Origin of the sequence: Streptomyces sp. NPDC015661 (genome assembly GCF_043077765.1) — a bacterium.
Lineage (GTDB): Bacteria > Actinomycetota > Actinomycetes > Streptomycetales > Streptomycetaceae > Streptomyces.
This window is the reverse complement of the sequence record NZ_JBIBST010000002.1, coordinates 1-25793: the sequence shown is the minus strand read 5'-3', so window position 1 is coordinate 25793 and position 25793 is coordinate 1. Positions and strand designations below refer to the sequence as shown.

The following is a 25793-nucleotide window of genomic DNA, read 5'->3' as shown; positions in this document are numbered from 1 at the left end:
GGCCTGAGCACGGCCCCGCCGCTGCCGCACACGAGGACAACGGCGCAGCGCAGCGGGGGAGCGCTCGGCCCTTCGGGGGACGCGCACCGCCGTCTTCCGGCCGAAACTCCGTGGCGCGGCGAGGTCCCGTGATCGGCGGGGTAGGGAGAGACCGTCGCCGAAGCCCCGTACATCCCCCGCGTCCCCGCCACGTCCCGCACGGAGGAATCCATGACACCGCGCCTGCCCCGCCGTTCCGTGATCCTGGGAGCCCTGCTGCTCACGGTGGTGGGCTGCGGCTCGGGTGACGGCGGCGCACCGGGCGAACGGGCCGACGGCGGCGGCAGGCTGACGGTGTGGCTGACGGTGGACGCCCGGGAGAGCTGGCCGGAGATGGTCGCCTCCGCGAACAGCCGGTTCGCGAAGGCGCACCCCGGTGTGGAGGTCGACGTCCAGTACCAGCAGTGGACGACGAAGAACCAGAAGCTCGACGCGGTCCTCGCCGGCCGGAACGTGCCCGACGTCGTCGAGATGGGGAACAGCGAGACCACCAACTACATCGTCAACGACGCCTTCGCCCCCCTCGACCCCAAGACCTTCTACCGGTCCGGGCAGTGGCTGCCCGCCCTCGCCGACGCCTGTCGCCACGACGGCCGGACGTACTGCGTGCCGTACTACGCGGGAGCCCGCGTCGGCGTCTACCGCACCGACTACTTCAAGAACACCGGCATCACCAGCGCCCCCCGCACCTATCCCGAGCTGATCTCCGCCCTCGACCGGCTCAAGGCCCGGTACGGAGCCGGGGACCGCGGCTTCTCCGCCCTCTACCTGCCCGGCCGCTACTGGTCCGCCGCCATGGGCTTCGTCAAGGACGCCGGCGGCGAGATGGCGGTCGAGAAGGACGGCCGCTGGCAGGGCGCCCTCTCCGCGCCGAAGTCCGTCGCCGGGCTCACCACCTGGAAGAAGCTCATGGACGACTACTACGTCGGCGACCGGGCGAAGGACAACGGCGACCAGCCGGCCGTCATCGGACAGGGCAAGGTCGGCGTCTTCTACGGCAACACCTGGGAGGCGGAGGCCGCGGCCGACGCCCGGTCCGGCGGCGACCCGCGCCTCAAGGGCAAGTTCGCCACCTTCGCCTTCCCCGGACCGTCCGGAGAGCTCCTCCCGCCGTTCCTCGGCGGATCCACCCTGGCCGTGCCCGCAAAGTCACGCAAGCAGGACCTCGCGGCCGACTGGATCCGGATCTTCACCGACCAGGAGTCCCAGCGGCAGCTCATCGCCGCCAACACCCTGCCCAACAACACGGTCCAGCTCGCCGACGTCGCCGCCGGAGGCATCAACGGACCCGCCGCGCAGGCCGCCGCCCGCGGCTGGGTCACGCCCCTCGCCCCGGGCTGGACCTCGGTGGAGAAATCCAACATCCTGCCGGAGATGCTGGAGCGCATCGCCACCGGCAAGGCCTCCGTCGAGGACGCCACCCGCGAGGCGGACCGCAGGATCGACGCGGTGATCAATGAGCGCTGAACCGGCCGGGCGCCGGCCGCGCCCCCTCCTGCCCTACCTGCTCCTCGCCCCGTCGCTCCTCGCCCTCCTGGTCGTCCTCGGCTATCCGCTGGTCGACATGGTGACCCTGTCGTTCCAGGACATGACCCGCAAGGAGCTGTTCAGCGGCGCGGCACCCCCGTGGGCGGGGCTCGGGCAGTTCCGGACGATCCTCGGCGACGGATTCTTCTGGACGGTCGTGGCCCGCACGGCCCTGTTCACGGGCGTCTGCGTGACCCTCACCATGGCCTCCGGACTCCTCGTCGCGCTCCTGATGCGCCGCACCTCGCCCTGGGTCCGGGCCGTCGTCGCCGGGGTGCTCGTCGCCGTCTGGGCCATGCCGGTGATGGTCGCGGCGGCCATCTTCCGCTGGCTCTTCGACGCCGACTACGGCCTCGTCAACTGGCTGCTCTCCACACTGCCCGGTGTCGACCTCGCCCGGCACAACTGGTTCACCGAACCCTGGCAGGGCTTCGCCGTCATCACCGCCGTCGTCGTCTGGGGCGCCCTGCCGTTCGCCGCGATCAGCCTCCACGCGGCGCTCGCCCAGATCCCGCCCGAACTGGAGGAGGCCGCGCTCATCGACGGCGCCCGGCCCTCGCAGGTCTTCCGGTACGTCACCTTCCCCGCCGTCAAACCCGTCTTCGTGATGGTCACCACCCTGATGGCGATCTGGGACTTCGGCGTCTTCAACCAGATCTGGCTGATGCGGGGAGGCCAGCCCGAGCGCGAGTACTACCTGCTCGGCGTGTACTCGTTCATCGAGTCCTTCGCCGTCAACCGCTACAGCACCGGAGCGGCGATCGCCCTGGTCACCGTGGTCCTGCTGCTCGCCGGGGCCGTGATGTACCTGCGCCAGATGCTGAGGCTGGGGGAGGCCGAATGAGCCCGGCGGGGAGGCGTACGAGCCAGGCCGCGGGAGGCGGAAACAGCTCAGCCGGCAGGGCGAGCCAGGCCGCGGGAGGCGGAAACAGCTCAGCCGGCAGGCGTACGCGCAGGACCCGGCGGCGAAGGCAGCGGCGCCGCCACGACGTCCTCGGTCTGCTCGTCGCCGCCGTCATCGGCTTCCCCGTCTACTGGATGGTCCTCACCGCGTTCCGGCCCGCGACCGAGATCCTCAGCCTCCCGCCCGAGTTCTGGCCGAGCAACCCCACCCTCGCCAACTTCTCCCGCGCCATGGGCACCGAGACCTTCTGGGCCAACGTCCGCTCCAGCGCCGTCATCGGCCTCGGCACCGTCCTCGTCTCCCTCCTCGTCGGCACCCTCGCCGCGTTCGCCCTCGCCCGCTTCCGCTTCGCCGGGCGCAAGGCCTTCGTCGTCGTGATCCTCACCGTCCAGATGATCCCGCTCGCCGCCCTCGTCATCCCGGTGTACCTGCTCCTCAACGACGCCGGGCTCACCGACAGCCTCGTCGGGGTGATCGTCGTCTACCTCGTCTTCACGCTGCCGTTCACCGTGTGGATGCTGCACGGCTTCATCGCGGCGATCCCCGTCGAGCTCGAAGAGGCGGCCATGGTCGACGGCTGCGGCCGGCTCGGCGCCTTCGTCCGCGTCGTCCTGCCCCTGCTCGCCCCCGGCCTCGTCGCCACCTCCGTCTTCGCGATGGTGCAGGCGTGGAACGAGTACGTCCTCGTCTACGTCCTGCTCTCCACTCCCGAGAAGCAGACCCTCAGCATCTGGCTGGTCTCCTTCCAGACCAGCTTCGGCACCGACTACGGCGGCCTGATGGCCGGAGCCACGCTCACCGCCCTGCCCGTCGTCGTGTTCTTCCTGGCCGTCCACCGCAAGATCGCCGCGGGGCTCGCCACCGGAGCGGTCAAGGGCTGAACGACGCCCGTCCCGCACCGGCACGACCCGTCGACGACCACCCTTCACCACACAGAGGAGAGCCCTGTGACGCACGACCGTCTCGACCTCGTCTCCAAGCTCTACCAGCCCTCCGGCTGGCCCCGGATCCTGGAGGCCGCGTCCGGCTCGCCCACCGGCGCCCCGCTCGTCGTGGACCTCGACCCCACGACCTTCTGCGACCTGGCCTGCCCCGAGTGCATCAGCGGAAAGCTCCTCAACCAGGGCCGCTTCACCCCGGAACGGCTCGCCGCCCTCGCCGAGGAGCTCGTCGCCCTCTCCGTACGGGCCGTGGTCCTCATCGGCGGCGGGGAACCCCTCGCCCATCGCGGCACACGCCACGTCTTACGCATCCTCGGCGAGGCAGGCCTGGCCGTCGGAGTCGTCACCAACGGCACGATGATCAGGCAGAACCTCGCCGAGCTCGCCCGGTACGCGTCCTGGGTCCGCGTCTCCGTCGACGCCGGCACCGCCGAGACGTACGGCAGGTTCCGCCCCGACCGCAAGGGCCGCAGCGTCTTCGACAAGGTCGTCGACAACATGCGGCTGCTCGCCGCCGAGAAGAAGGGAGCCCTCGGCTACTCCTTCCTCGTGATGTCCCGTCAGGAACCCGACGGCACCACCGTCACCAACCACCACGAAGTCCTGCGCGCCGCCGAACTCGCCCACGACATCGGCTGCGACTACTTCGAGACCAAGGCGATGTTCGACGACGACCACCACATCGTGCAGGTGCCCCGCGAGCTGCTCGACTCCGTCGACCGGCAGCTCGCCGAGGCCTCCCGCCTGGAGAGCGACCGCTTCCAGCTGGTCAACTCCTCCACCCTCACCGCACTGCGCCGCCACGTCGGACCCGTCCAGCCCAAGGAGTACGACCGCTGCCGCGTCGCCGAACTCCGCACCCTCATCACCCCCTCCGGGGTGTACGTGTGCGCCTACCACCGGGGCAACCCGCTCGCCCGCATCGGCGACGCCGTCACCGACGACCTCGCCACCATCTGGCAGAAGTCCGACCGGGGGATCGTCGACCCCAGCCGGGACTGCCGGTTCCACTGCGCGCGCCACCGCTCCAACCTCGAACTGGAGCGCATCGACGCCGGAACCGGCGAGCCCCCGCTGACAGAGGACTACGACCCCTTCCTCTGACCTCCCCCCGCCGCCACGGGCACCGGCTCCCGCCGGGCACCCGGCGCCGCCGACGTGGGGATCACCCTGGCCGCCGGATGGGAGACGCGCACGGCCCGCGCAAGACGCGCCGCGGTCTCCGCCACCTCCTCCGCCGGGCACACGCCGACCAGCGCACCGCCTCCGCCGGCCCCGCTGAGCTTCAGCGACAGACCGGCGGAGCGCAGCGCGACCTCCCGCAGCTCCTCCAGAAGCGGTGTCGACATCCGCTGGTGGTCCCGCATGGCCGCGTGGGCGTCGGCCATCGCCGCCCCGAGCGCCGCCAGGTCACGGCCGCGCAGCGCCTCCCACACCCGCCCCGAGGCCTCGTCGGCCGCGGACCGGTAGGCGGCGAGCGCCGGGTCCCCGGCCGCGAGCTGCGCCCGCACGTCCCGGATGTGGTGCCCGGTGTCCTTGCGGGTTCCGGAGTCCACGACGACCACCCGCCACTCGTCGGGGAACCCGAGCCGGTCACGTACGACGGGAAGCCCCCGCTCACGGCCTTCGAGGAGGAGCGCCCCTCCCTCCACGACCGCCACGTGGTCCATGCCGCCGCCGCGGAACACGGCGAACTCGAACTCGTACGCCCACCGCGTCAGCGTGGCGTCCGGGACGCGCGGCCCCCGTACCGAGGCGTCCGCGAACGCCCGGAACAGCGCCACGATCCGCGCCGTCGACGACGACAGACCGCTCGCCGCGGGCGCCTCGCTGCGCACCGTCACCGCCGGCGGGCGCGCGGCGAGGCCCGGCAGCCGCGCACGCACGAACGCCCACACCTCCTCGTCCCAGCCGCCCCCGCCCGCCGCTTCGGGACCGGGCCCCGCAGCGACCTCCACGGTCGTCATCAGGCCGAGCGCGAGGCTCACCGAGCGGCCCCCGCCCAGCCAGTCCAGGTCCTCGCCGGACAGACAGGCCCGGCACGGCACCACCGCGCGTATCGGATCGGTCGCCGGTATCGGATCGGTCGCCCGTATCGGATCTATGGCGTTCACCTTGCCTGGAACCTTCCCTCCGTGCGGAACCTCTCGAACAGGGACAGCACCACCGCCGTCGGCGGGTGCAGCGGCCGCGGCGGCGCGTCCAGCGGCAGGAACCGCGCCTCCCGCACCTCATCGGCGCCCGGGGCGAGCGTTCCCGACCAGCGCCGGGCGACGAAGCACAGCGCGAAGCAGTGCGTCACGTCCCCGTTCGGATACGTCAGGGTGTGCACCCCCGGATCGGAGAGCGACGCGAACGCCTCCAGGTCCTCCTTCGCCACCCGCAGCCCCGTCTCCTCCAGGAGCTCCCGCGCTGCGGCGTCCGCGAAGTCGCCGTCCTCCTCGCAGGACCCGGCCGGAAGCTCCCAGACACCCGTGTCCGCCCGCTGCTGGAAGAGACCGCGGCCCTCCCCGTCGAGGAGCAGCACCTGCGCCCCCGGCACCAGGAGCTTCCGGGGGCCGACCCGCTGCCGCAGCGACCAGATGTAGGAACCGGCATAACCCATCGCGTACCTGCCACCCTCGTCGCCGTCTCTCGCCCCCGCGGGGCCCGTCGGTGCGCAGCGTGTCACGCCCCGTGGGTCTCCTCCGCGAGCCAGCGCGGTGTGGCGTCCGGCGTGGCGAGCAGCCAGCGCACGTACCGCTCGACGCCCTCCTCGACGGGGATGCGGGCCTGCCAGCGCAGCAGGTCGCGGGAGCGCTCCGTGGAGGCGTACCCGCCGAGCGGGTCGCCCTCGGGACGCGGGGTGACGATCCGCCGCGCGCCGGGGAAGTACGGGGCGATCAGGTCGGCCACCTCACGGACCGACGTGGGCCGCCCGGTGCCGATGTTGACGGTCTGCTCGGCCATCTGTTCCTCGATCAGCGCGAGCGCGGTGGCCTCCGCGATGTCGTCCACGTGGACGAGGTCGCGGACCTGGTTCCCCCCGCCGTTGAGCCGCATCGGCCGGCCGAGACGCGCCTGGAGCGAGAGCCACGGCACCATCCACGAGTGGCTGCCCGGCTTGGGGATCTGCGGCTCGCCGTACACCGAGAAGTAGCGCACCACCGCGTACTCCGTCCCGCTCGACGCGCCCAGCATCAGCCGCGTCTGGTGCTCCGCCCACAGCTTGCCGTTGGCGTACACCGACATCGGGAAGAGCGGCTGGTCCTCGTGGAAGACCTGCGGCCCCTCGACGTCGGGAAGCCCGTCCCCGTACACCGAGGCGGAGGAGACGAGCACGAGCCGCCGCACCGGGAACCGGGCCGCCTGCTCCAGAACGACCTGCGTGCCCTCGACGTTGGCGCGGAACGCGATGTCCGGGCGCCGCGTGCAGGCGGCGACGTCCGCGTACGCCGCCGCGTGCACCACGAAGTCCGCTTCGCGGAGCAGCGCGCCGACGGCTGCGGCGTCGCGCACGTCACCGACGACGAGCCGGGCGCCGCTCCGTGCCGTCCCGAAGGTCTCGTGACCCGACTCCGGATAGGCGTCCATCCGGTCCAGGACGGTGACGACCGCACCCGCCTCCTGCAGCAGCGCGACCAGCCTGCTGCCGACGAGACCGCCGCCACCGGTCACGACGACCCGGGCGTCGCACAGCTTGTCCAGCCGGGAGCGGACGGTCTCCTCGGTGGTCGTGGCGGCGGCGGGTGCGGTCGACTGGGGTAACACGGGCATGGAAGCCTCTTTCCGCTGTCGGGGGAGAGGCACGCGGTTCACGGGCCCAGGCGTGCCGGGCCCCAGCATCCACGGGCCCTTCACCGGACTGCCAGAGGGCCATTTCGGCACTCTTGCGGGCCCCCCGCACCGCCCGTACTGTCCGGAACCGGCTGGCGGACACGGGTCTGGTACGGATGCCCGGCCCGGTCCGGGCCGAACCGGAGCGAGGAGGACGTATGGCGCGTCAACGGCTCAGCGCGGTGGTCATGACCCATCCCAGACGTCGCGAGGCAGCCGAGAAGCTGGCCCTGAGCGCGCCCTCCGGCCTTCTGCGGGTCGTCATGGACCCCGATCCCACCGGCACCCCGTCGGTGCTGCGCACCGCGCTCGCCGCCTGGTCGGCCATCGAGGACGGGGCCACACATCAACTGGTGATCCAGGACGACATGCTGTTGTCCGAATCCTTCTACGACCGCGTCCGGTCCGCGATCGAGGCCCAACCCGACGCGGCGCTCGCCCTGTTCGCCCTCTGGGACTCCAGGAACGGGGCCGCCGTGCGGATGGGCGCCCTGGCCGGCGCCCGCTGGGTCGGCGCCGTCAACGAGTACTTCCCCTGCGTGGCCATCGTGCTCCCGCGACGGCACGCGGAGGGCTTCGCGGCCTACGGCAGGCAGCGGCTCGGCGGCTGGCCCGACGACATCCTGATGCACCGCTACCTGCGCGACCAGGGCGTGCCCCGCTATGTCGCCGTCCCCAACCTCACCGAGCACGAGGACCGGGGCTCGATCTCCGGCAACGCCTTCCGCGGGCCGCGCCGCTCGGTCTGCTTCCTTCCGAAGGACCCGACGGCCCAGGAGGAGAACAGGACCCTCACCGGCCTGACCGTCCTGCCGTTCTTCAAGCACGGCGTCGCACAGTGCGCCGTCCGCGTCCCGGGCCCCGGGCCGGAGCGCTGGCTGCACCTGGACACGGAGCAGTACCTCGAAGGCGCCGGACTCCCCGAGTCGTTACGCCGACCGCCCGGCGCGGGGGGCCTCGCCGAGGCGGATGTGCGAGGGACCTGGCTGACGGCGGTGGCCATGGGCTTCGAGGCGGCCCGCACCGGGCTCGCCGGGGCAACCCGGGATACGGAGGCGTACGCGGAGGCCCTGGCGACGATCGGCCCGGGCGGCATCAGCAACGCCCACACCGAGGAGCACCTCGCCCGGCGCCGCGAGGCCCTCGCCGACGTGGCACGGCGGGCACTCGACGCCGGACACGAAGCCGCCGGACGACGCCCACGCCCACGGAGGCGCAGCGGCCTGGTGTGGCGCGGCGCGGACAATCCACTCGGCGAGCATCTCGCCCGTCGGCTGGCCGACCGGCATGAACAGGCGGACGCCGTCATCGACCTGACCCGCCTCGCGTCCGCCGCACCGGAGGTGACGGTCCACCCGCAAGGCGCCCCGCACCCGTACACGCTGAGCCTCGGCGAGGTCTACGGTCCCGGCTGCTCCCGCCGCACACCGATCGGCCGCATGGTGTGGGACGCGCTGCGCAGCCACCCCATCACGGTCGAGGGCTCCCCGGACGCCGAGGTGCACGCCGTGTACGTGCACGACCTCGCCGACGCGATCGCGGCGGTCCTGCGCACCCGCCCGGACGACCTGGCGTTCACGGTCGCGGCGGAACCGCACACGGCGGCCGAACTCGCCCGCGCGGTGCACGAGGCCGTGCGGCCCGTACCGATCCGGACAGCACAGGGAGAGGACCCCGGCCGGCATACCCCGCCCGACCACGCACGCCCCCCGGGATGGACACCCGTGACGAGCCGGGCACGCGGACTGCACGCCTTCGCCCAGTGGCTCGCCTACGAGGGAATCCTGCTCGACCCGAACCGGCCGTGAGCCGGAGGCCGCGGCCCTGACGAAGCCTCAGGCCCAGACGACCTTGACCACGGAGTGACCCGCGGAAGCCGCCTGACCGTAGAACGCCAGGAGGGACTCGTGATAGGCGAGGAACTCCTGGCGGAACAGCGCATCGTTCTCGCCATGGCCCCCGAACCCGGCTCCGGCGATCCTCCACGACTCGTCGAAGGAGACCGACGCGAGGAAGTCGGCGGCCTTGGACACGTCCGGCGGGTCCAGGATCATCATCGGCGGGTTGCCGAGGTCGGCGTCGGCGCTGTGCCCCACGGGACGGCCGCCGTAGATCGGCAGTGAGGACGTCTCGGAGTCCACCCCGGGGGCTCGGGCCGCACCATAGAAATCGTTCACCCGGCCCCAGGCCTTGTTGATCGCATCGGCGATGCCCGCCTCGCACTCCTCCGCGACGCGTTCCCACGCCTCGTACATGAACGCCGCGAGCCAGGTGTGGTCGTCCCGGATCTCGGATTCGGCGACGGCCCGAAAATGCAGGTAGATGCTCACCGGTGGTAGCCCCCTCTGTCCGTCCGGCCCCCTGTTCGGGCCGGACGGACACAATCTAGGCGGAGGCACTGACAACCTCAGTAGCGCAGCAGCCCCGCGTCGATCCGCTCCCAGGCGGCCCGCAGTTCGCCGAGGCGCGCCTGCTCGAACGGCGCCCGGTCCGCCTGTTCACGGGAGTCCTCGGACAGGTGGAAGAGCTGGTCGCGGCCGGACTTGCCCCGGTAGTACTTCCAGTCGCCGCGGCGCAGCGCCCGCTCGCCCCGCACCCGCCAGAAGAGGTCCCGCTCGGGCACATCGGCGCCGCGCAGCAGATGCCCGGCGAGGCTGGTGCCGTCGAGGGGGTACGCGGGGTGGGGGCGGGCGCCGGCCAGTTCGAGGAGCGTCGCGGTCCAGTCGGGCGTGAACACCGGCAGGTCGCTGACCTGGCCGCCGTCGATCCGGGCGGGCCAGCGCAGGATCGAGGGGACGCGGATGCCGCCCTCCTGGAGCGAGGCCTTGTTGCCGGCGAGCGGCCAGTTGTAGGAGAAGCGTTCGCCGCCGTTGTCGCTGGCGAAGAAGACGAGCGTGTCCTGCTCCTGGCCGGATCGCTCGAGCGCCGCCAGGACCTGCCCGATCGAGCGGTCGAGGTCCTCGACCATCTCCTTGTACTTCTCGACCGAGCCGCCGTCCTGGTGCCAGAGGGCGGAGCGGTCGCCGGCCTTGATCCGGCGGACGATCTCGGCGCTCTGCTCCTCGTCGCCGTCGGCTATCCACGGCCAGTGCGGGGTGGTGAAGTTGAGGTTGAGCAGCCACGGCTTCTCGTGGTCACGGCTGACGTACTCGCTCGCGCGCTCGGTGAGGATCCGGGTGTAGTAGCGCAGGTCCTTGTACTCGGCGTCGCCCTCGTAGAGGTCGTACTCGCCGCCGAGCCCGAGCTTGGAGTAGTACTCCAGGGCGCCGCCGAAATTGCCGAAGAACTCGTCCCAGCCGGACTTGGTGGGGGAGTAGTCCGGCAGGTAGCCGCAGTGCCACTTGCCGATGAGCGCGGTCGCGTAGCCGGAGTCCCGGAGCAGCGAGGCGAGCGTGGGGTGGGTGGGCTCCAGGCCGACCGACTTGTCGGCGATCGGCTCGGCCAGCCCGCCCTTCGTACGGCCCGGGTAGCGGCCGGTGTAGAGGCTGAAGCGGGTGGGGGAGCAGGTGGCGGAGCCGGCGTAGGCGTCGGTGAAGCGGACGCCCTGGCGGGCGAGGCGGTCGAGGTGCGGGGTGCGGATGTGCGGCGAGCCGTAGGAGGAGAGGTCGGCCCAGCCGAGGTCGTCGCCCAGGATGAAGAGGATGTTGGGCCGGCGGGAGTGGCGGCGCGGCTGCGCGGCCCGGAACGGACGCTCCTGCGCGTGGGGCTCGGGGGCCGCCTGCGCGGCGGGTGCGGCGGAGCCGAGGGCGGCCGCGGCGGCGGCACCGGCGGCGACCCCACCGAGGGCACGGCGGGACAGGGGCGTGGACATACGGGTCTCCAGAAGAGCGTGCGGACGTACGGGCATGCCTCCGGGACGGGCGGAGGAGCGTGGGACACGGCTGGGCGAGCGGGAATCCGGCCGTCAGGCGCAGCGACAGACAGCGCTCGCGACACGGACGAGGTCCACGTGCCGGCGCTGGACGAGGGTGACCGAGCGGTCACGCAAGGGCTGCATGGGGCAGGAGCTTGCCCCGGGAGAGAAGGGGCGTCAACGGCGTAGGGCCTGGTTGACGCGCGTAGTTCTCATGATCGAAATGCCTGCGCAATACCCGGCGTGGCGGCTCGGGATGTTGTGCTCCTGCTCTCGAATGTAGTACTTCTTATACATGAGCGAGCAGGTGCACAACAGGCTGGCCGTTGTCAGGGCAGAGCGGAAAGTGTCGCGCCAGGCACTGGCCGAGGCAGTGGGCGTCCACTACCAGACCATCGGCTACATCGAACGCGGCCAGTACAACCCCAGCCTCGACCTGGCCCTGAAAGTGGCCCGGTTCTTCGGGCTTCCGGTGGAGGCGCTGTTCTCCCTGGAGCCGTTCCAGCCGCTCACCGACGAGGTCTACGGGAGGAAGCAGTGATGACCGCGACGCGCTACGACCGACGGATGTACGCCGTGATGAACGACCGGCGGGCGGCCGCGGTCTATGCCACCGGGCCCCGGCGCCGACTCCTGGTCGGGGCGCACTTCGCCCTCACCGTCACGGGAGTGGGCGCCTGGATCGCCACGGTCTTCGCGCCCGGATACGGACCGGTCGTCGTGCTCGCCGTGGTGATGCTGCCCTGGATCCTGCTCACCGGCATGCTCAACGGCTCCACGCGCGGACTGCTCGAACTACGCGCCCGGATGCTCGACGAGCGCCAGCTGGTCGAACGCGACCGCGTGCGCGCCCTGGCCCACCGCATCACCCTGTGGCTGCTCGTGGCCGTGGCGTCCGGCACCGGCGTCTACGGCGCCCTGACGGACGCACCCCTGCGGGCGGCCGTGACCCCGCTGCTCGTCGGCGTGCTCGCCGTGCACTGGATGATGCCGCTGTGGGTGGCGGCCCTGCGGGTCCAGGACGAACTGGGCGACGACGTCGGCGACGCGTCCTGAAACCTGCCGTCGCCGCCCCGCAGGCAGCCCCCCGGGCTCAGGCCCCCTGAGCGGCGGCCTGCTTCGCGGCGGCGACGAAGGCACGGATCAGATCGTGGTCCTTGACGCCGGGGGCGGACTCGACGCCGCTGGAGACGTCGACGCCCCAGGGACGGGCGCGGTCGATCGCCTCGGCGACGTTGTGCGGTGCGAGCCCGCCGGCGAGCAGCCACGTGCCCTCGGGGCGGGCCGTCTCAAGGAGGGACAGATCCCACGGCTCGCCGGAACCGGCCCGGGGCGAGTCGAGGAGGAGGACCTCCTCGCCGTGGGCGCCGACACGGGTGTCGGGCCGGTCGCTCAGCGAAGTGGCCCGCCACAGCCGCGGAAAGATCGCGGCCGCAGCGGCGAAGTCCTCCTCGCGGTACGCGCTGCCGTGCAGCTGCAGAGCACCGAAGCCCAGCTCACCGGCCAAGCGGGCGGCGTCGGCGGCAGGCGTGTCGTTGACGACGAGAACGGACAGGACACCCGGCGGAACATGGGCGGCGAGCCGCGCCGCCCGGTCACGGTCGAGCCCACGCACACTGGTCCCGCTGATCACCAGGCCGACGGCGTCCGCCCCGGCCGCGGCCGCCACATCGATGTCGGCGGCCGTCCCGAGCCCGCACACCTTCACGAACACGTCTCTCTCCTCTGCTGACACCGACGCGGCACGCCGAGCCTACCGACCCTCGGACGGCCCGCCGACACAGCCCGCCGCGAAAGATCGAGATGCGCCCGGCGCATGTTGCATGCGGAATCTGCATGCGGTGTTGCCAGGTTGCTCTCATGACGGGTGTGGAGGAACTCCTCAGGCTCACCGTGTCCGCACTGATGTCACGGACGGGGGAGTGTCAGCAGGACCTGGCGGCGGGGATCGGAGAGTCCCAGGCGCAGGTGTCGCGCAAGCAGCGAGGCCAGCAGCACTGGTCGCTGGAGGACGTCGACCTGCTGGCCGCGCACTACCGCCTGCGGGCCCTGGACCTGCTCGCCGGGCCCACCCACGCGGTGGGAGTCCTGCACGGCGCGGTAGCGGGCCTGCAACCGTCCGGCGAGCCGACCACGGGTGCACGGCGCGGTAGCATGCCTGCAACCGTCGGGCGAGCCGACCACGGGCGTGCCTGTGCCGCAGACGATTGGGGAACGGGTCCCGCAGGCGCAGGCGCAGGCGGAGCCGGAGCCGGAGCGACAGCCGGAGCCGGAGTCGCATGCCGGTGATCGCGCCACGGACGGCCACGCCCATCGACCCGCGGCAGCAGGGGCTCTGTCGGCTCCCGCGCCGCATCCGTCGACTCACCTCGACCTGCCGCTAAATCAGTGATCAGAGGGCTCGTGCTCGGGCTCCCGTGCAGGGTCCGTCACGAAACGGCTCAACCGGTAGGTGGTCGGCAGCTCCAGGCGCCCGCACAGCGTCTCGATCCGGATCGTCGATGGGTCGACGCCCGCCTCCCGAAGACGACGCAACCGTGTACGCATTTCCGCCTGGTCCCGAGTCTCAACGACCACTTCTCACTGTCCCGCGTCCGGCGCGGTGCGAGCAGCAAGCCGCTGGTCCTCGTGGACCTGGGTATTCGCCGGAAGACTCGCGGCAGCGCTCTCCGCGCCCAGGCCCGTCAGGAGGCGCAGGCCGTCCTCGGTGGGGCTGTCGGGGGCCGCGGAGAGCACGATCAGTTCCATGCCCGACTCGTCGGGCAGCGCGAAGTTCTCCTGGTGCAGTTCCAACAGCCCCACCAGCGGGTGCCGGTACGCCTTGCGTCCGTGCGTACGAGCGCGTACGTCCGCACGGGCCCAGAGGCGGCGGAAGCGTTCGCTGCCCATCGCGAGTTCGCCGATGAGCGAGGCCAGGCGCGGGTCGTCGGGGTGTTTCCCGGCGGCCAGGCGCAGGTGGCCGACGACGTCGAGCGTGCAGGCGTCCCAGTCCCCGTAGAGACCGCGCTCGGTCTCCTCGAGGAAGATGTGCCGCGCGGTGTTCAGGCCGGGTATCGGACGGCCGTACAGAAGTCCGGCGAGGCGGTTCCCGGCGAGGACGTCCAGGCGGTGGTTCATGATCAGCGCGGGCGCGTCCGCGACCAGGTCCAGGAGGCGCAGCAGTTCGGGCCGGAGGCGCCCGCCCGGCGCCTTCGCGGGCCGGCGGCGCTGCCGCGCGAGCCGGTAGAGGTGCCCGCGTTCGGTCTCGTCCAGGCCGAGGACGCGGGCGAGCGCGTCGAGGACCTGCTCGGACGGCTGGGTCGCACGGCCCTGCTCCAGGCGTACGTAGTAGTCGACGCTGACTCCCGACAGATGCGCGACCTCTTCGCGCCGCAGCCCTGCGACCCGGCGACGGCTGTCGGTGGGAATGCCGACCGCCGCCGGATCGACCCGGGAGCGCCGCGTCCGCAGGAAACCCGCAAGATCGTCCATGCCCCCAGTATGGCTTCGGAGACGCCCGCGAAGGTGGCCCTGCGAGTACCAGGAAGTCCGGTCCTACGGAAGAGGCGCCCCTGAACAGCGGCCGGCCCGGCGACCAGGATCGAAGGCATCCGATCCGAAGGAGTCGCCATGAAGACGCTGATCGTCCACGCCCACCCGGAGCCGAAGTCGCTCAACAGCTCGCTCAAGGACCTTGCGGTGTCCACGCTGGAAGCCGCCGGGCACGACGTACGGGTGAGCGATCTGTACGCGATGAACTGGAAGGCCGTCGTCGATGCCGCCGACTACGGCCCCGCCGCGTCCAGCCCGCTGAAGGTGGCCCTGGACTCGGGCCGGGCCTTCGACACCGGGACGCTGACTCCGGACGTCCTGGCCGAGCAGGAGAAGCTGCTGTGGGCCGACACGATCATCTTCCAGTTCCCGCTGTGGTGGTACACGATGCCCGCGATCCTCAAGGGCTGGTTCGACCGGGTCTTCACGTACCGCTTCGCGTACGGCGTCGGCGAGCACAGCGACACCAAGTACGGCGAGCGCTTCGGCGAAGGCACCCTCGCGGGCCGCAGGGCCCTGCTCTCGGTGACCGCCGGCGGCCCGGAGAGCCATTACGCCGCCCGCGGGATCAACGGTCCCATCGACGACCTGCTGTTCCCGATCCACCACGGCATCCTCTACTACCCCGGCCTCGAGGTCCTGCCGCCGTTCGTGCAGTACGGCACCGACCGGATGACCGACGAGGAGTACGGCGACGTCGCCAAGGCCTGGGAGCAGCGCCTGCTCACCCTGGAGTCGACCGAGCCGATCGCCTTCCGGCGGCAGAACTTCGGCGACTACGAGATCCCCTCGTTGCACCTGAAGGAGGGCCTGGAGCCGACCGGCCGCACGGGCTTCGGGCTGCACGTCCGCGCCTGACCGCCGGAGAGCTTCGCCCACGGACACCGGAGCCACGCACGCCCGGTGCCACGCACACCGGAGCCACCCACACCGGTGCCACCCACACCCGAGCCACCCCCGCCGACCCTCGGCGGGGGTGGCTCCGCGCGCGCCGTGCGCGACGGCGCTTGACCCTCACGTGACGTCATGCCGCATGGTCGGGGGCGTGGAAGAACACCTGACCGTGGGGCGCGTGGCCGAGCTGGCCGACGTGAGCGTCCGCACGCTGCACCACTACGACGAGATCGGCCTCGTACAGCCGTCCGCGCGCACCTCGGCCGGATACCGGGCCTACTCGGCGGGCGACGTCGAGCGGCTGCGGGAGGTGCTCGGCTACAGGCGGCTCGGTTTCGGACTGCGCGAGATCGCGGATCTCGTCGACGACCCGACCACCGACGCGGTCGCGCACCTGTACCGGCTGCGCGGCCTGCTCGTCGACCAGCGCGACCGCGCCGCCGCCACGGTGACGGCCATCGACAGGGAACTGGAGGCACGGGCCTTGGGCATCAGGACGAACCCGGAGGAGCAACTGAAGGTGTTCGGGGCGCAGTTGTACGAGGTCATCGGCTCCGCGTACCCGGCGACGCGACGGACCGAGCCACGGATCGCCGCGAGGGTCTGGGAGGCCCTCGGGGACGCGCGGACGGTACTGAACGTGGGCGCCGGCACCGGCTCCTACGAACCCCCGGACCGTGACGTGACCGCGGTGGAGCCCTCGGCGGTCATGCGCGCGCAGCGTCCGGAGGGCGCGGCGCCGTGCGTGGCGGCGACGGCGGAGAGCCTGCCGTTCGAGGACCGGTCCTTCGACGCGGCGATGGCCTTCAGCACGGTTCATCACTGGCAGGACCCGATCGCCGGGCTGCGCGAGATGCGGCGGGTGGCCCGGCGCGTGGTGGTGTTCACGCACGACGCCAGTGAGACCGGCTGGCGGGACCGGTTCTGGCTCTCCCGCGACTATCTGCCGGAGGTCGCGGGGCTGGTCGCGGGCCGGCCCTCGGTGGACCGGCTGGCCGGCGCGATCGGGGCCCGTCTGGAGCCGGTGCTCATCCCGTGGGACTGCGCGGACGGCTTCTTCGAGGCGTACTGGCGACGGCCCGAGGCGTACCTGGAGGAGCATGTGCGCCGCGCGGTGTCCGTATGGACCAGAGTCGGGCCGCAGGCCGAGCAGCGGGCGGTGAACAGGCTCCGCGAGGACCTTGCCTCGGGCCGCTGGGCCGAGCGGAACCCCGAACTCGTCGCCCTCGACGCGGCCGAACTCGGCCTCCGTCTCCTCGTGGCCTGAACCGCCGCGCGCGAGAGCACCGCAGGGACCGACCGACCGGAAGCGGCGGCCGGCGGCGCCACGGCAGCGGCCCCTGGGAAGCAGCTCACCGGTCCAGGGCCTTGTCGAGTGTCATCGCGGCGGTGATGAGCGCGAGGTGGGTGAAGGCCTGGGGAAAGTTGCCCAGTTGCTCGCCCGTCGGGCCGATCTCCTCGGCGAAGAGCCCGACGTGGTTGGCGTACGTGAGCATCTTGTCGAAGGCGTAGCGGGCCTGGTCGAGGCGGCCGGCCCGGGCGAGCGCGTCCACGTACAGGAAGCTGCACAGGGAGAAGGTTCCCTCCGAGCCGCGCAGCCCGTCGGGGGAGGCTGCCGGGTCGTAACGGTAGACCAGGCTGTCGGAGACCAGCTCGCTGTCCATCGCGTCCAGCGTGGACAGCCAGCGCGGGTCGCGCGGCGCGATGAAGCCGGTGATCGGCATCAGCAGGAGTGAGGCGTCCAGTACCTCGCTGCCGTAATGCTGGACGAAGGCCTGCCGCTCGGTCGACCACCCTCGCTCCATGACCTGATGCAGTACGGCGTCCCGCGCGGCCGTCCAGCGCGGCAGGTCGGCGGGACGACTGAGTGCGACGGCCATCCGTACGGCACGGTCGAGGGCCACCCAGCACATCAGCCGGCTGTAGGTGAAGTCCTGGCGGCCGCCACGGGTCTCCCAGATTCCCTCGTCGGGCCGGTCCCAGTGCTCGCACAGCCAGTCCACCGTGGCAGCGAAGCGCAGCCAGCCGTCGTAGCCCGCGAGCTGGGCCAGGTCGTGCGCCTGCGCGAAGGCGAAGACGGCCTCGCCGTAGATGTCGAGCTGGAGCTGGTCGGCGGCGCCGTTGCCGGCCCGGACCGGGGCGGAGCCGCGCCAGCCCTCCAGATGGCCGAGCACCTCCTCGCTCAGGTGCGGGTCGCCGTCCACCCGGTACATGATCTGCAAGGGCTCACCACTGACGGTGCCACCGGCCTGGAGCCGGGCGCCGAGCCACCGGCGGAACGCGTCGGCCTCCTCGGTGAAACCCAGGTCGACCATGGCGCGCACCGACAGAGAGGCGTCCCGGACCCAGGTGTAGCGGTAGTCCCAGTTCCGCTCGCCGCCGACCTGCTCCGGCAGGCCCATGGTGGCGGCGGCGACCGGCGCGCCGGACGGGGCATAGGTGAGCAGCTTCAGCGTGACCGCCGAGCGATTGACCTGCTGCTGCCAGCGGCCCCGGTACGTGCAGCGGCTGATCCACTCGTGCCAGAAGGAGCGGACCCCGTCGAAGGCGGCCTGCAGGCTCGCCTGGTCCGCCGGGAGGGGCGACTCGGCTCCGGGACCGTCCACGGTGAGCACGGCGGCGGCGCGCTGACCGGCGGTCAGCTCCACCTCGGCACGGACGTCCGCACCGTCGCGCTCCGGCACGACGGGCCCGAGGACCTGGAGGTGCGCGGTGGCGGTGGCGCCGGAGAAACGCGCGGTGGCGCCGTCGACGACCAGTTCGTGCGCTTCCCGGCCGTAGTCGAACCGGGGCCGGCACTCCAGCGAGAAGCGGACCGTTCCGCGCACCACCCGAAGGACCCGGACCAGGGTGTGCCGGTCGGTCGGTACGGTCGGTTCGGCGGCCAGCGGCATGAAGTCGGCCACCTCGCCGACACCGTCAGGGGTGAGGAAACGGGTGAGCAGAACCGCGCTGTCGGCCAGGTACAACTGACGCACCGTCGTGCCCGGCGTGTTGACGGTGATCGAGAAGTGGCCGCCACGCTCGTGGTCGAGCAGTCTGCCGAAGATGCTCGGTGAGTCGAAACGGGGTGAACAGAACCAGTCCACCACGCCCTCGGCGGAGACCAGCGCGCACGTCTGCAGGTCTCCGATGAGCCCGTGATCGGCGATCGGGGGATAGCGGTGCATCGGCGGCATCCTCATGGGCTCGGACGGCGGGCGGTCTTCAGAACCACCCTCCGACGGGACGCCTCCCGAGACCACTGAGGCTGCGCCGAACGGGGCGCCCGGCAGACGTGGTCCTTGGAGAGCCCGCAGGAACAGCTCGCCGCGGTGAGGACCCGGCGCAACCCGAGCACCGGGCCGGACCCCCCACCCTGCGCACGCGCCGCAGACCGAGGCGGCCTCTGCCACGGTGACGACCGTAGGTCCTGCTGTCGCCAGCGAATCGGTGGGTGCCGGCCAGTAGCCCCGTGCGGACGCGGAAGAGGGGGCGTGGAGCCGGGCGGCCGTCACGTCCCGGTTCGGTATGCCTCCAGGTGGTCGGCCAGTTCTGTGGGGTGGCCGAGCATGGGGCAGTGGTCGCCGGGCAGCTCGTCGGGTGTCATGCCCAGGCGCTCCCGCACGATTCGGCGCATGTACTCGGCGGGGAAGAAGCGGTCGTCGCGGGACAGCAGGAACTTCGTGGGCACGTCTGGCCATGCGGCCAGCGGCCATGGCTTCACGAACGGGGTTGCCGACTGCGTACGCGTGTGCTTCTCGGCCTCGGCGGCCAGTTCCGGCGGGGTGTCGTGGTAGAACAGGGCGGTCTCGTCGCCGGGGTCCCTGCCGTCGCGTTCGTCTTGTTCGCGCCTGGCTCGTTCGTAACCGGTGTTGGCCCACCACTGGCCTGGGGCCTCACCCGGTGCCGGGATCTGCGCCTGCAGCATCACCAGCAGGTCCACCGGCGCGCGGTCGCACACCAGCGGGGCGGTGAACCCGCCGAAGGAGTGGGCCACCAGGATCAGGCCGGTGCGATCACCGATGGCGTCGACCACGGTGTCGGCGTACTCGGCCAGCCCGGCCGAGTCGTCGTCGCACGGCAGGTCCACCGCCACCACGTCCTGGCCCCGCCCGCGCAGCTCGGCCTCCAACAGGTGCCAGTACCACGGGCTGGACGCGGCACCGGGAATCAACACATACGTAGCCATCGTGAACGACCCCTCAGTTGTGGACGCCGTGCTGCCTCAACGCCGTCGCTCGGCCTGCCGAGTCACGGCGAGCGAAGGCGCACCGCCGGGGCGAGTTGTCCCCGGTACTCGAGCGGGCGTGATCGATGCGGTGACGAGGTGAGGGCGTCCATGATCATTGCGTGACGAACAACCTGGACACCCTCGCGACATCACTCTATGCGACGGCCTACGACCGGCGATCCGCTGAAAGAGCGTCCGGACATGGCGCCGCGGCGGCCGAGGGTGGGAATCGTGCCGCGGCTCACGGACGCTGGTACGGACGCAGGACCATGAGCGAGTCCTCCGAGGTCGCCACCATGGCGAAGGGGAACCGGTCGAGCTCAAGGCAGAGTGCGACGTCATCGGCGTGCACTCCCCGACGGACCCCCTGAGCCAACTCGGCGGCGGCGCGCGACTCGGCGGCGCGGCGGAGGAAGGGAGCGGCGTCCGTCCCGGCCTCGGAGACTCTCCCGGCGATGTACTGCGCGCAGGCCAGATCCTCGTCGGCCCGGCCGTCCTCGCCGGTGACGACGAAGGTGACGTGGTCACTCGCTCGCGTCCGGAGGAGCCGGGCCGTCGCCTCCGCGACCACGAAGCCGGCGCACAGCACCAGCTCCGCGTCCTTGACCGCGAGGGCACCGACCGTCCCTGCCGTGGTCTTCTGGACCACGGTCCGCCCCGTGAGGTCGACGGACCGCAGCATGCCCGGCGAGTTGACCATGTCGAACCCCGGCGCGGGCGGACCGTCCTTGAGCGCCGCCCAGTCCGGGTGGCGAGCCTTGAGCGCCAGAGCGTCGTCCAGCGACTCGGCGAGGACGATCTTCTCCGCCCCCTGGGCGAAGGCCCAGGCAGCCACGGTGTAGGCACGCATGACATCGACGACGACCGCCACGGAGGGCGTCTCGGTCAGATCAGCGATACCAAGGAAACGAGCGTCCATGCCGATCATGATCACGCATGCCCACCCCAGGGTCCCCGCCGAGTGACGGGCATCACGCCGGCGATCTCGGCGGGGACCGCGAGGGCGACTCGGCCGGTGGCCGTCGGGACGGCGAACGGGCTCCCTGCCTCAGGCATCGGGCACGGGCGTGGCCTGGTGGTAGTACATCCGCCACCCGGACTCGTCATCCAGCTTCCGCCAGATCGAGCTCCTCCGGGATCGCCTGCCGTCGAGCATCGTTTCGAACGTCAGGTGCACAATCCCCGGCGCCAATACGGTGCCGGTCATCTCGGAGGCCACGTACTGCGGGCCGTCGTCGGCTGCACCCTGCATGACGGGCAGCGCCGCGAGCATGGACGGGCGATCCCACCGTCGCCCCGAGGAACCCACCTCCACGAACTCCGGATCGAGGAGTTGCTCCGCCAATGCCCTGGATGATCGCCCGGCCGGAGTCAACAACCGAAGCTCTCGCTCGATGACCTCGGCCACGCTGCTTTCCCCGTCCACGCTCATGGGAGCATCCTGCCCCGGCTGACCTGGGCATTCGCAAGTGGTTTGAGGTTCGGCCGCGCCGGTACATGCCGCAGCCGTCCGTGCTCAGCAGCAGCGCGCCTTGCTCGAACACTGCGGCCGTCCTGGCCTCGAACTCCCGGTCCGACAGGGCCTCCTCGTCGTCCTCCGTGTCCCACAGCCATGCGCGATGCCGTGCTCCGCCTCGAAGGCCCGCACCGCCTCTGAGCCGGTCGGCGGCGCCGCCTCGGGGCGGGATGCGAAGACCTCGCGCAGGGGGGCGCCTGTTGCCGTGTTCAAGCAGGTCATCATGCAAGATGCCGAAGTGGCGACCTGAGCCGGTCCGGTCGGGACGTCACGGCCGACGGGTGTGGAGCGTGCACCCGCGAGACCGTCCGAGGGGGCATCACATGACGTGGCAGGGGACCATCGCGATCGAGCGCATGGACGGATCGGTGACAGAGCAGGCCGTGGAGGCGTTCAGGCTGATCTATGCCGAAGCGTTCGCCGAGCCCCCGTACAACGAGACCGAGGACGGCGTCGCCGCTGCCTTCCGCCGTTTCCCCTCCCAGGTCGCCAAGCCCGCCTTCCGTGCCGTGTTGGCCCGTACCGAGGACGGCGAGCCGGTGGGCATGGCGTACGGCCACCCGCTCGCCCCCGACACCGGGTGGTGGGACGAACTGGCCGAGCCTGTGGCCGAGGACATGCGACGGGAGGACGGACACCGCACCTTCGGGCTGATGGAACTCGCCGTGCGCGCAGCGTGGCGCGGGCACGGCGTCGCGGCGCGTCTCCACGAGGCGCTCCTCGACGGCATCGCGGCCGAGCGGGTGCTGTTGAACGTCCACCCGGGCGGCACGGCGGCTTCGGCCGCCTACCGGGCCTGGGGATACCGCAGGATCGGCGAGACGCGGCCCTGGGGGACGGGCGAGGACCGCTATGACGCGATGCTCCTCGACCTGCGCCGACAGGAGCCGATGAACGCGGTGGGCACCGCCGGCGGAGTCGACCGACGTCCGAACCGACCGTGATCGTTCTCGGCCGGCCCCCAGGGCCGGGATATTTTTGCAGACCGTGCATTTTTGCGTACCCTGCACCCATGGTGGGTGGGGTTCCCGTCGAGGGCGGGCTCAGAGAGCGCAAGAAACGTGCGACGCGTGCCGCTCTGGTCGAGGCGGCGGTACGTCTCGCGGTGGAGTGCGGTGTCGAGCACGTGACCGTCGACGCCATCAGCGCGGCGGCAGGGGTCTCCACGCGCACGTTCTTCAACTACTTCGAATCCCGCGACGAGGTCTTCGTCATGGTCGGCGCGGACGCCGGCGACCGAGTCCGCCGAGCCGTCCTCGCCGCCCCGCCCGCACTCTCCCCGCTGGAGGCGCTCCGTGAGGCCCTGGCGGCGGAGCTGAGCGAGATCGAACAGCAGCAGGAGCTGTGGCGTCTGCACGCCGAAGTCCTGCGCAAGGCACCCCAGCTCCTCGCACGCAGGATCGGCGCCCACATGGCCGACGAACTCGGCCTCGCCGAGGCGCTCGCGGAACGCATCGGAACGGGCTCGCCCCTCTTCGCCGAAGAGCGGCCGGCGTTCGCGTCGCCGGAGGACGAGGAGCGGCGCCGCGCCTTGGGCCTGTACCCACGCCTGCTGGCCGCCGTCGGCGGCTCGGCCGTCCGCGTCGCCTTCGAGCACTGGTGCGTCCGGCAGGGGGAGGCCCCCTTCGCGGACGTGTTCCGGGAGACGTTCGACCACCTCGCCGCAGGCCTCCCCATGCCGCCGCTTCCGACCGACGGACGCTGAGCTTCCGATCCCGTACCGGCTGGTCCCGTCCCGGCTGTTCCCGTACCGGCTGGTCCCGTCCCGGCCGCTCCAGTCCCGGGGGAGTCCGAGCCGCCTGATGCCGCCCCGGCCGATTCCGTTCGAAGCAGCCCAGCTCTCGTATCTCCCGCGCGCCAGGGCGGGCCACAGCGCCGGGCCCCAGGTGCGGTCCCCCTGAACCCCTGTGAACCACGAAACACTGAGAAGAGATGTTGTGAAATCACCAGCGGCGCCGGTCGACGCCTCCCCGGCCGCCATGTCCGACCGTCAGATACTCCAAGCCATGTCCGGCCTGATGGCGGGCATGTTCGTCTCCATCCTCGCGGGCACCGTGGTCGCCAACGCGCTGCCCCGGATCATCGCCGACCTGGGAGCGAGCCAGTCCTCGTACACCTGGGTCGTCACCGCCGAACTGCTCGCCATGACGGCGACGGTGCCGCTGTGGGGCAAGCTGTCCGACCTCTACAACCAGAAGCTGCTCCTCCAGATCTCCCTCGGTCTGTTCGTGGTCGGCTCGCTCCTTGCCGGCTTCTCGCACGACGTCTCGCTGCTGATCTTCAGCCGCGTCGCCCAGGGCATCGGCGCCGGCGGTCTGACCGCCCTCGCGCAGGTCGTGATGGCGGCGATCATCCCGCCGCGCAGGCTCGGCAAGTACGCCGGCATCTTCGGTGCCGTCTTCGCGGTCGGCACCGTCGCCGGGCCGCTCATCGGTGGTGTTCTGGTGGACACCTCCTGGCTGGGCTGGCGCTGGTGCTTCTTCGTCGGCGTCCCCTTCGCGCTGCTCGCCATCGTGCTGCTGCAGCTGACGTTGAAACTGCCCGTCAGGCGCCGAGAGGCGAAGATCGACTACTTGGGCGCCTTCCTGATCGTCGCCGGCGTCTGCGCGCTGCTCATCTGGGTGTCGCTTGCCGGGAACAGCTTCGACTGGGCCTCCTGGCAGACCGCGGCCCTGACCGGTGGAGGCCTGGTGCTGCTCGTCGCCGCGGTCTTCGTCGAGTCCCGGGTGCCCGAGCCGATCATCCCGCTCGGCATCTTCCGCAACCGCACCGTGGCGCTCGCCACCGTCGCCAGCCTCTTCGTCGGTCTCGCCATGTTCGGCGGCACCGTCTTCCTGTCGCAGTACTTCCAGATCTCCCTGGGCAAGTCCCCGACGGTCGCGGGCCTCATGAGCCTGCCGATGATCCTCGGCCTCCTGGTCTCCTCGACCGTGGCCGGACAGATCATCAGCAAGACCGGTCGCTGGAAGGCCTACCTGGTCGCCGGCGGCATCACGATGACCGCCGGCCTTGGCCTTCTGTCCACGATCGGCTCCGATACGAGCTTCGGCCTGACCAGCGTCTACATGGCCGTCATGGGCATCGGCGTCGGCATGCTGATGCAGAACCTGGTCCTGGCCGCGCAGAACGACGTGGCTGCCACCGAACTGGGCGCCGCCACCTCGGTCCTCTCCTTCTTCCGCAGCCTCGGCGGCACCATCGGCACCAGCGTGCTCGGCGCCATCCTGGCCAGCCGCGTCGCCACCGAGATGACCAAGGGGCTCGCGGACGCCGGTATTCCGACCGGAGGAGGCTCCGGCGGGGACGGCGCCGTGCCGGACATGGCGACTCTTCCCGCCCCGATCCGCGAGATCGTGGAGCACGCCTACGGCGTCGCCACGGGCGAGATCTTCCTCGTCGCGGCCCCCTTCGCGTTCCTCGCGCTCCTCGCCGTCCTCTTCATCAAGGAGAAGCCGCTGAAGACCACCAGCGGCATGCAGCGGCTCGCCGAGGAAGCCGACGGCGCAGGCCAGGAGGGTGGGAGCGGCCCGTCCCGAACTTCCGTCGACGCCGCGCCGGCGCAGCCTGTCGAAGCCGGCTGAGACACCCCGGCGACGCGTCGCCGGGACACACGACAACCTCGTACGGACACGGCTCCCCATTCTTTGCCGGGGGAGCCGTGTCCGTCTGCGGTTTCAGGGGGTGGTCAGGACCACGTGCAGCGCGCGGGGGCCGTGCACCCCCTCGACGCGGTCGAGCTCGATGTCGCTGGTGGCGGACGGACCGGAGATCCACGTCAGCGGGCGGGCCGGATCCAGGCGGTGCAGTGCCTGCGGTACGGAGGCAACGACCTGGTCGGCGGCGCGTACGACGCAGACGTGCAGGTCGGGGACCAGGGTGAGGGCACGGCGGCCCTGGCCCGGACCTCCGTCCAGGACGATCGTGCCGGTCTCTGCGATCGCCAGGGCGCAGCCGGTGACCACGGCGTCCGTGGCGTCCAGGTCGTACGGGGTGAGCTCGGCTTCGTCGTCGTGGCGCTGCTCCGCCGTCGTCGCGGACAGCCAGGCGGTGGGCAGCCCGGGCGGGACGGCGACGGTGCGGGCGCCGCGCCGGTCGAGCAGTGCTGCCACCAGGACGGGGAGTTCGTCCTCCGTGGCGCGGTGCACGATCGCCCGGTAGTCGGCGAGGTTCTTGTGCAGGAGGTCGAGGACGGTGCCGGGGTCGTCCGGGGTGTGGCAGGCGAGGTAGTCGCGTGCGGGTTCCGGGGCGAGGGGCGCGTCGGCGAGCGCCTGGCGGATGCGTCCCAGGATGCGTGCGCGGGAGTTCTGGCTCACGGGCGGCCTCCTGTGCGGTTCTTCTTCCACCAGTCGCGGAACGGTGCGTCGGGCATCTTTGGCAGGTCGCGGCTCTCCGTCCACGGGCCGATGCCGGGTCCGGGCAGTTTCTTCGGGTGCAGTGCGCGGGTCTTGGAGGCGAGGCGTTCGCCGGCCGCGAGGACGTCGGGGTGGTTGAGGACCCAGGTGGAGGCCTTGATGGCGGTCTTCTCCAGTCGGTGGCCTGGTCCTCCCTGCTCGGCGACT

At 71.6% G+C, this 25793-nt stretch carries 27 protein-coding genes; 12 read left to right on the top strand and 15 right to left on the bottom strand.

All coding sequences use genetic code 11. The annotated features are described in order from the left end of the window. Positions 1-210: 210 nt before the first annotated feature. The 4 genes from ACF07V_RS04545 (at position 211) to ACF07V_RS04530 (ending at position 4515) form a co-directional block, all read left to right on the top strand. Positions 211-1506 carry an extracellular solute-binding protein gene (locus ACF07V_RS04545; protein ID WP_392151401.1) on the top strand — a complete coding sequence of 432 codons (1296 nt, stop codon included), beginning with the start codon at positions 211-213 and terminating at the stop codon, positions 1504-1506. Beyond that, entirely contained in the window at positions 1496-2410 is a 915-nt protein-coding gene (locus ACF07V_RS04540) for a carbohydrate ABC transporter permease (RefSeq protein WP_392151400.1), read from the top strand. The genes ACF07V_RS04545 and ACF07V_RS04540 overlap by 11 nt, the downstream gene beginning before the upstream one ends. Beyond that, positions 2407-3351, top strand: a complete 945-nt coding sequence (locus tag ACF07V_RS04535; RefSeq protein ID WP_392151399.1) for a carbohydrate ABC transporter permease — start codon at positions 2407-2409, stop codon at positions 3349-3351. Before ACF07V_RS04540 ends, ACF07V_RS04535 begins: the two co-directional genes overlap by 4 nt. A 66-nt stretch (positions 3352-3417) precedes the next feature. Next, on the top strand, positions 3418-4515 hold the full coding sequence (locus tag ACF07V_RS04530; protein WP_392151398.1) for a radical SAM protein: 1098 nt from the start codon (positions 3418-3420) through the stop codon (positions 4513-4515). Here ACF07V_RS04530 and ACF07V_RS04525 read toward each other — a convergent pair. The 3 genes from ACF07V_RS04525 to ACF07V_RS04515 form a co-directional block, all read right to left on the bottom strand. After that, entirely contained in the window at positions 4497-5525 is a 1029-nt protein-coding gene (locus ACF07V_RS04525) for a galactokinase (RefSeq protein ID WP_392151397.1), read from the bottom strand. The genes ACF07V_RS04530 and ACF07V_RS04525 overlap by 19 nt on opposite strands. Beyond that, positions 5522-6016 carry an NUDIX domain-containing protein gene (locus tag ACF07V_RS04520; protein ID WP_392151396.1) on the bottom strand — a complete coding sequence of 165 codons (495 nt, stop codon included), beginning with the start codon at positions 6014-6016 and terminating at the stop codon, positions 5522-5524. The genes ACF07V_RS04525 and ACF07V_RS04520 overlap by 4 nt, the downstream gene beginning before the upstream one ends. Before the next feature lie 62 nt (positions 6017-6078). Beyond that, positions 6079-7167, bottom strand: a complete 1089-nt coding sequence (locus tag ACF07V_RS04515) for an NAD-dependent epimerase/dehydratase family protein (protein WP_392151395.1) — start codon at positions 7165-7167, stop codon at positions 6079-6081. A gap of 218 nt (positions 7168-7385) precedes the next feature. Between ACF07V_RS04515 and ACF07V_RS04510 the strand changes: the two genes are divergently transcribed. Continuing rightward, on the top strand, positions 7386-9035 hold the full coding sequence (locus tag ACF07V_RS04510; protein WP_392151394.1) for a hypothetical protein: 1650 nt from the start codon (positions 7386-7388) through the stop codon (positions 9033-9035). A gap of 27 nt (positions 9036-9062) precedes the next feature. Here ACF07V_RS04510 and ACF07V_RS04505 read toward each other — a convergent pair whose 3' ends face one another. From ACF07V_RS04505 to ACF07V_RS04495, 3 genes are all read right to left on the bottom strand, one after another. Then, positions 9063-9557, bottom strand: coding sequence for a DUF1877 family protein (locus ACF07V_RS04505; RefSeq protein WP_392151393.1), 495 nt, complete (start codon positions 9555-9557; stop codon positions 9063-9065). Positions 9558-9634: 77 nt separating this feature from the next. Further along, on the bottom strand, positions 9635-11074 hold the full coding sequence (locus ACF07V_RS04500) for a sulfatase (protein ID WP_392151392.1): 1440 nt from the start codon (positions 11072-11074) through the stop codon (positions 9635-9637). Positions 11075-11131: 57 nt separating this feature from the next. Beyond that, positions 11132-11224, bottom strand: a complete 93-nt coding sequence (locus ACF07V_RS04495) for a putative leader peptide (RefSeq protein ID WP_389313368.1) — start codon at positions 11222-11224, stop codon at positions 11132-11134. A 151-nt stretch (positions 11225-11375) separates the two neighbouring features. Between ACF07V_RS04495 and ACF07V_RS04490 the strand changes: the two genes are divergently transcribed. Next, on the top strand, positions 11376-11621 hold the full coding sequence (locus ACF07V_RS04490; RefSeq protein WP_055639523.1) for a helix-turn-helix transcriptional regulator: 246 nt from the start codon (positions 11376-11378) through the stop codon (positions 11619-11621). Then, a complete protein-coding gene (locus tag ACF07V_RS04485) occupies positions 11621-12136 on the top strand; it encodes a hypothetical protein (protein WP_392151391.1) in 516 nt (171 codons plus the stop codon). The genes ACF07V_RS04490 and ACF07V_RS04485 overlap by 1 nt, the downstream gene beginning before the upstream one ends. A gap of 37 nt (positions 12137-12173) precedes the next feature. On the opposite strand, the gene ACF07V_RS04480 is transcribed toward ACF07V_RS04485, so the two are convergent. The 3 genes from ACF07V_RS04480 to ACF07V_RS04470 form a co-directional block, all read right to left on the bottom strand. Beyond that, the gene (locus ACF07V_RS04480; protein WP_392151390.1) at positions 12174-12794 is read right to left on the bottom strand and encodes a phosphoribosylanthranilate isomerase; all 621 of its coding nucleotides are present in this window, start codon (positions 12792-12794) and stop codon (positions 12174-12176) included. Positions 12795-12988: 194 nt separating this feature from the next. Then, entirely contained in the window at positions 12989-13156 is a 168-nt protein-coding gene (locus tag ACF07V_RS04475) for a hypothetical protein (protein WP_392151389.1), read from the bottom strand. A 504-nt stretch (positions 13157-13660) separates the two neighbouring features. Next, positions 13661-14551: a helix-turn-helix transcriptional regulator gene (locus ACF07V_RS04470; protein ID WP_392151388.1), complete on the bottom strand. Its 891-nt coding sequence runs from the start codon at positions 14549-14551 to the stop codon at positions 13661-13663. A gap of 138 nt (positions 14552-14689) precedes the next feature. Between ACF07V_RS04470 and ACF07V_RS04465 the strand changes: the two genes are divergently transcribed. Next, positions 14690-15469: an NAD(P)H-dependent oxidoreductase gene (locus tag ACF07V_RS04465; protein ID WP_392151387.1), complete on the top strand. Its 780-nt coding sequence runs from the start codon at positions 14690-14692 to the stop codon at positions 15467-15469. Between the two features lie 175 nt (positions 15470-15644). Then, positions 15645-16772 carry a methyltransferase domain-containing protein gene (locus tag ACF07V_RS04460; RefSeq protein WP_392152346.1) on the top strand — a complete coding sequence of 376 codons (1128 nt, stop codon included), beginning with the start codon at positions 15645-15647 and terminating at the stop codon, positions 16770-16772. Between the two features lie 85 nt (positions 16773-16857). Here the strand turns inward: ACF07V_RS04460 and ACF07V_RS04455 are convergent, their stop codons facing one another. The 4 genes from ACF07V_RS04455 to ACF07V_RS04440 form a co-directional block, all read right to left on the bottom strand. Continuing rightward, positions 16858-18675 (bottom strand): glycoside hydrolase family 15 protein, encoded by a 1818-nt coding sequence (locus ACF07V_RS04455; protein ID WP_392151386.1) that lies wholly within the window; start codon positions 18673-18675, stop codon positions 16858-16860. A gap of 323 nt (positions 18676-18998) precedes the next feature. Then, positions 18999-19676: an alpha/beta hydrolase gene (locus ACF07V_RS04450; RefSeq protein ID WP_392151385.1), complete on the bottom strand. Its 678-nt coding sequence runs from the start codon at positions 19674-19676 to the stop codon at positions 18999-19001. A 283-nt stretch (positions 19677-19959) separates the two neighbouring features. Then, on the bottom strand, positions 19960-20637 hold the full coding sequence (locus tag ACF07V_RS04445; protein WP_392151384.1) for a 2-phosphosulfolactate phosphatase: 678 nt from the start codon (positions 20635-20637) through the stop codon (positions 19960-19962). Between the two features lie 129 nt (positions 20638-20766). After that, positions 20767-21150: a DUF4440 domain-containing protein gene (locus ACF07V_RS04440; protein ID WP_392151383.1), complete on the bottom strand. Its 384-nt coding sequence runs from the start codon at positions 21148-21150 to the stop codon at positions 20767-20769. 407 nt (positions 21151-21557) lie between these two features. Between ACF07V_RS04440 and ACF07V_RS04435 the strand changes: the two genes are divergently transcribed. From ACF07V_RS04435 to ACF07V_RS04425, 3 genes are all read left to right on the top strand, one after another. Next, entirely contained in the window at positions 21558-22178 is a 621-nt protein-coding gene (locus ACF07V_RS04435; RefSeq protein WP_392151382.1) for a GNAT family N-acetyltransferase, read from the top strand. A gap of 68 nt (positions 22179-22246) precedes the next feature. Continuing rightward, a complete protein-coding gene (locus ACF07V_RS04430) occupies positions 22247-22939 on the top strand; it encodes a TetR family transcriptional regulator (protein ID WP_392151381.1) in 693 nt (230 codons plus the stop codon). A 274-nt stretch (positions 22940-23213) separates the two neighbouring features. After that, complete coding sequence (locus ACF07V_RS04425; protein WP_392152344.1) at positions 23214-24815, top strand: MDR family MFS transporter; 1602 nt, start codon at positions 23214-23216, stop codon at positions 24813-24815. A 93-nt stretch (positions 24816-24908) separates the two neighbouring features. Here the strand turns inward: ACF07V_RS04425 and ACF07V_RS04420 are convergent, their stop codons facing one another. Next, complete coding sequence (locus ACF07V_RS04420) at positions 24909-25547, bottom strand: lactate utilization protein C (protein WP_392151380.1); 639 nt, start codon at positions 25545-25547, stop codon at positions 24909-24911. After that, the coding region (locus tag ACF07V_RS04415; RefSeq protein WP_392151379.1) for a lactate utilisation protein LutB domain-containing protein at positions 25544-25793 on the bottom strand (250 nt) is incomplete at its 5' end. The genes ACF07V_RS04415 and ACF07V_RS04420, both read right to left, overlap by 4 nt.

Bases quoted from the DNA above. Each gene is read 5' to 3' on its own strand.
- ACF07V_RS04520 (WP_392151396.1), bottom strand. From the start codon at position 6,016: ATGGGTTATGCCGGTTCCTACATCTGGTCGCTGCGGCAGCGGGTCGGC.
- ACF07V_RS04470 (WP_392151388.1), bottom strand. From the start codon at position 14,551: ATGGACGATCTTGCGGGTTTCCTGCGGACGCGGCGCTCCCGGGTCGAT.
- ACF07V_RS04515 (WP_392151395.1), bottom strand. From the start codon at position 7,167: ATGCCCGTGTTACCCCAGTCGACCGCACCCGCCGCCGCCACGACCACC.
- ACF07V_RS04545 (WP_392151401.1), top strand. From the start codon at position 211: ATGACACCGCGCCTGCCCCGCCGTTCCGTGATCCTGGGAGCCCTGCTG.
- ACF07V_RS04495 (WP_389313368.1), bottom strand. From the start codon at position 11,224: ATGCAGCCCTTGCGTGACCGCTCGGTCACCCTCGTCCAGCGCCGGCAC.
- ACF07V_RS04540 (WP_392151400.1), top strand. From the start codon at position 1,496: ATGAGCGCTGAACCGGCCGGGCGCCGGCCGCGCCCCCTCCTGCCCTAC.
- ACF07V_RS04445 (WP_392151384.1), bottom strand. From the start codon at position 20,637: ATGGACGCTCGTTTCCTTGGTATCGCTGATCTGACCGAGACGCCCTCC.
- ACF07V_RS04465 (WP_392151387.1), top strand. From the start codon at position 14,690: ATGAAGACGCTGATCGTCCACGCCCACCCGGAGCCGAAGTCGCTCAAC.
- ACF07V_RS04500 (WP_392151392.1), bottom strand. From the start codon at position 11,074: ATGCCCGTACGTCCGCACGCTCTTCTGGAGACCCGTATGTCCACGCCC.
- ACF07V_RS04430 (WP_392151381.1), top strand. From the start codon at position 22,247: ATGGTGGGTGGGGTTCCCGTCGAGGGCGGGCTCAGAGAGCGCAAGAAA.
- ACF07V_RS04535 (WP_392151399.1), top strand. From the start codon at position 2,407: ATGAGCCCGGCGGGGAGGCGTACGAGCCAGGCCGCGGGAGGCGGAAAC.
- ACF07V_RS04440 (WP_392151383.1), bottom strand. From the start codon at position 21,150: ATGAGCGTGGACGGGGAAAGCAGCGTGGCCGAGGTCATCGAGCGAGAG.
- ACF07V_RS04450 (WP_392151385.1), bottom strand. From the start codon at position 19,676: ATGGCTACGTATGTGTTGATTCCCGGTGCCGCGTCCAGCCCGTGGTAC.
- ACF07V_RS04460 (WP_392152346.1), top strand. From the start codon at position 15,645: ATGGTCGGGGGCGTGGAAGAACACCTGACCGTGGGGCGCGTGGCCGAG.
- ACF07V_RS04485 (WP_392151391.1), top strand. From the start codon at position 11,621: ATGACCGCGACGCGCTACGACCGACGGATGTACGCCGTGATGAACGAC.
- ACF07V_RS04490 (WP_055639523.1), top strand. From the start codon at position 11,376: ATGAGCGAGCAGGTGCACAACAGGCTGGCCGTTGTCAGGGCAGAGCGG.
- ACF07V_RS04435 (WP_392151382.1), top strand. From the start codon at position 21,558: ATGACGTGGCAGGGGACCATCGCGATCGAGCGCATGGACGGATCGGTG.
- ACF07V_RS04425 (WP_392152344.1), top strand. From the start codon at position 23,214: ATGTCCGACCGTCAGATACTCCAAGCCATGTCCGGCCTGATGGCGGGC.
- ACF07V_RS04455 (WP_392151386.1), bottom strand. From the start codon at position 18,675: ATGCACCGCTATCCCCCGATCGCCGATCACGGGCTCATCGGAGACCTG.
- ACF07V_RS04510 (WP_392151394.1), top strand. From the start codon at position 7,386: ATGGCGCGTCAACGGCTCAGCGCGGTGGTCATGACCCATCCCAGACGT.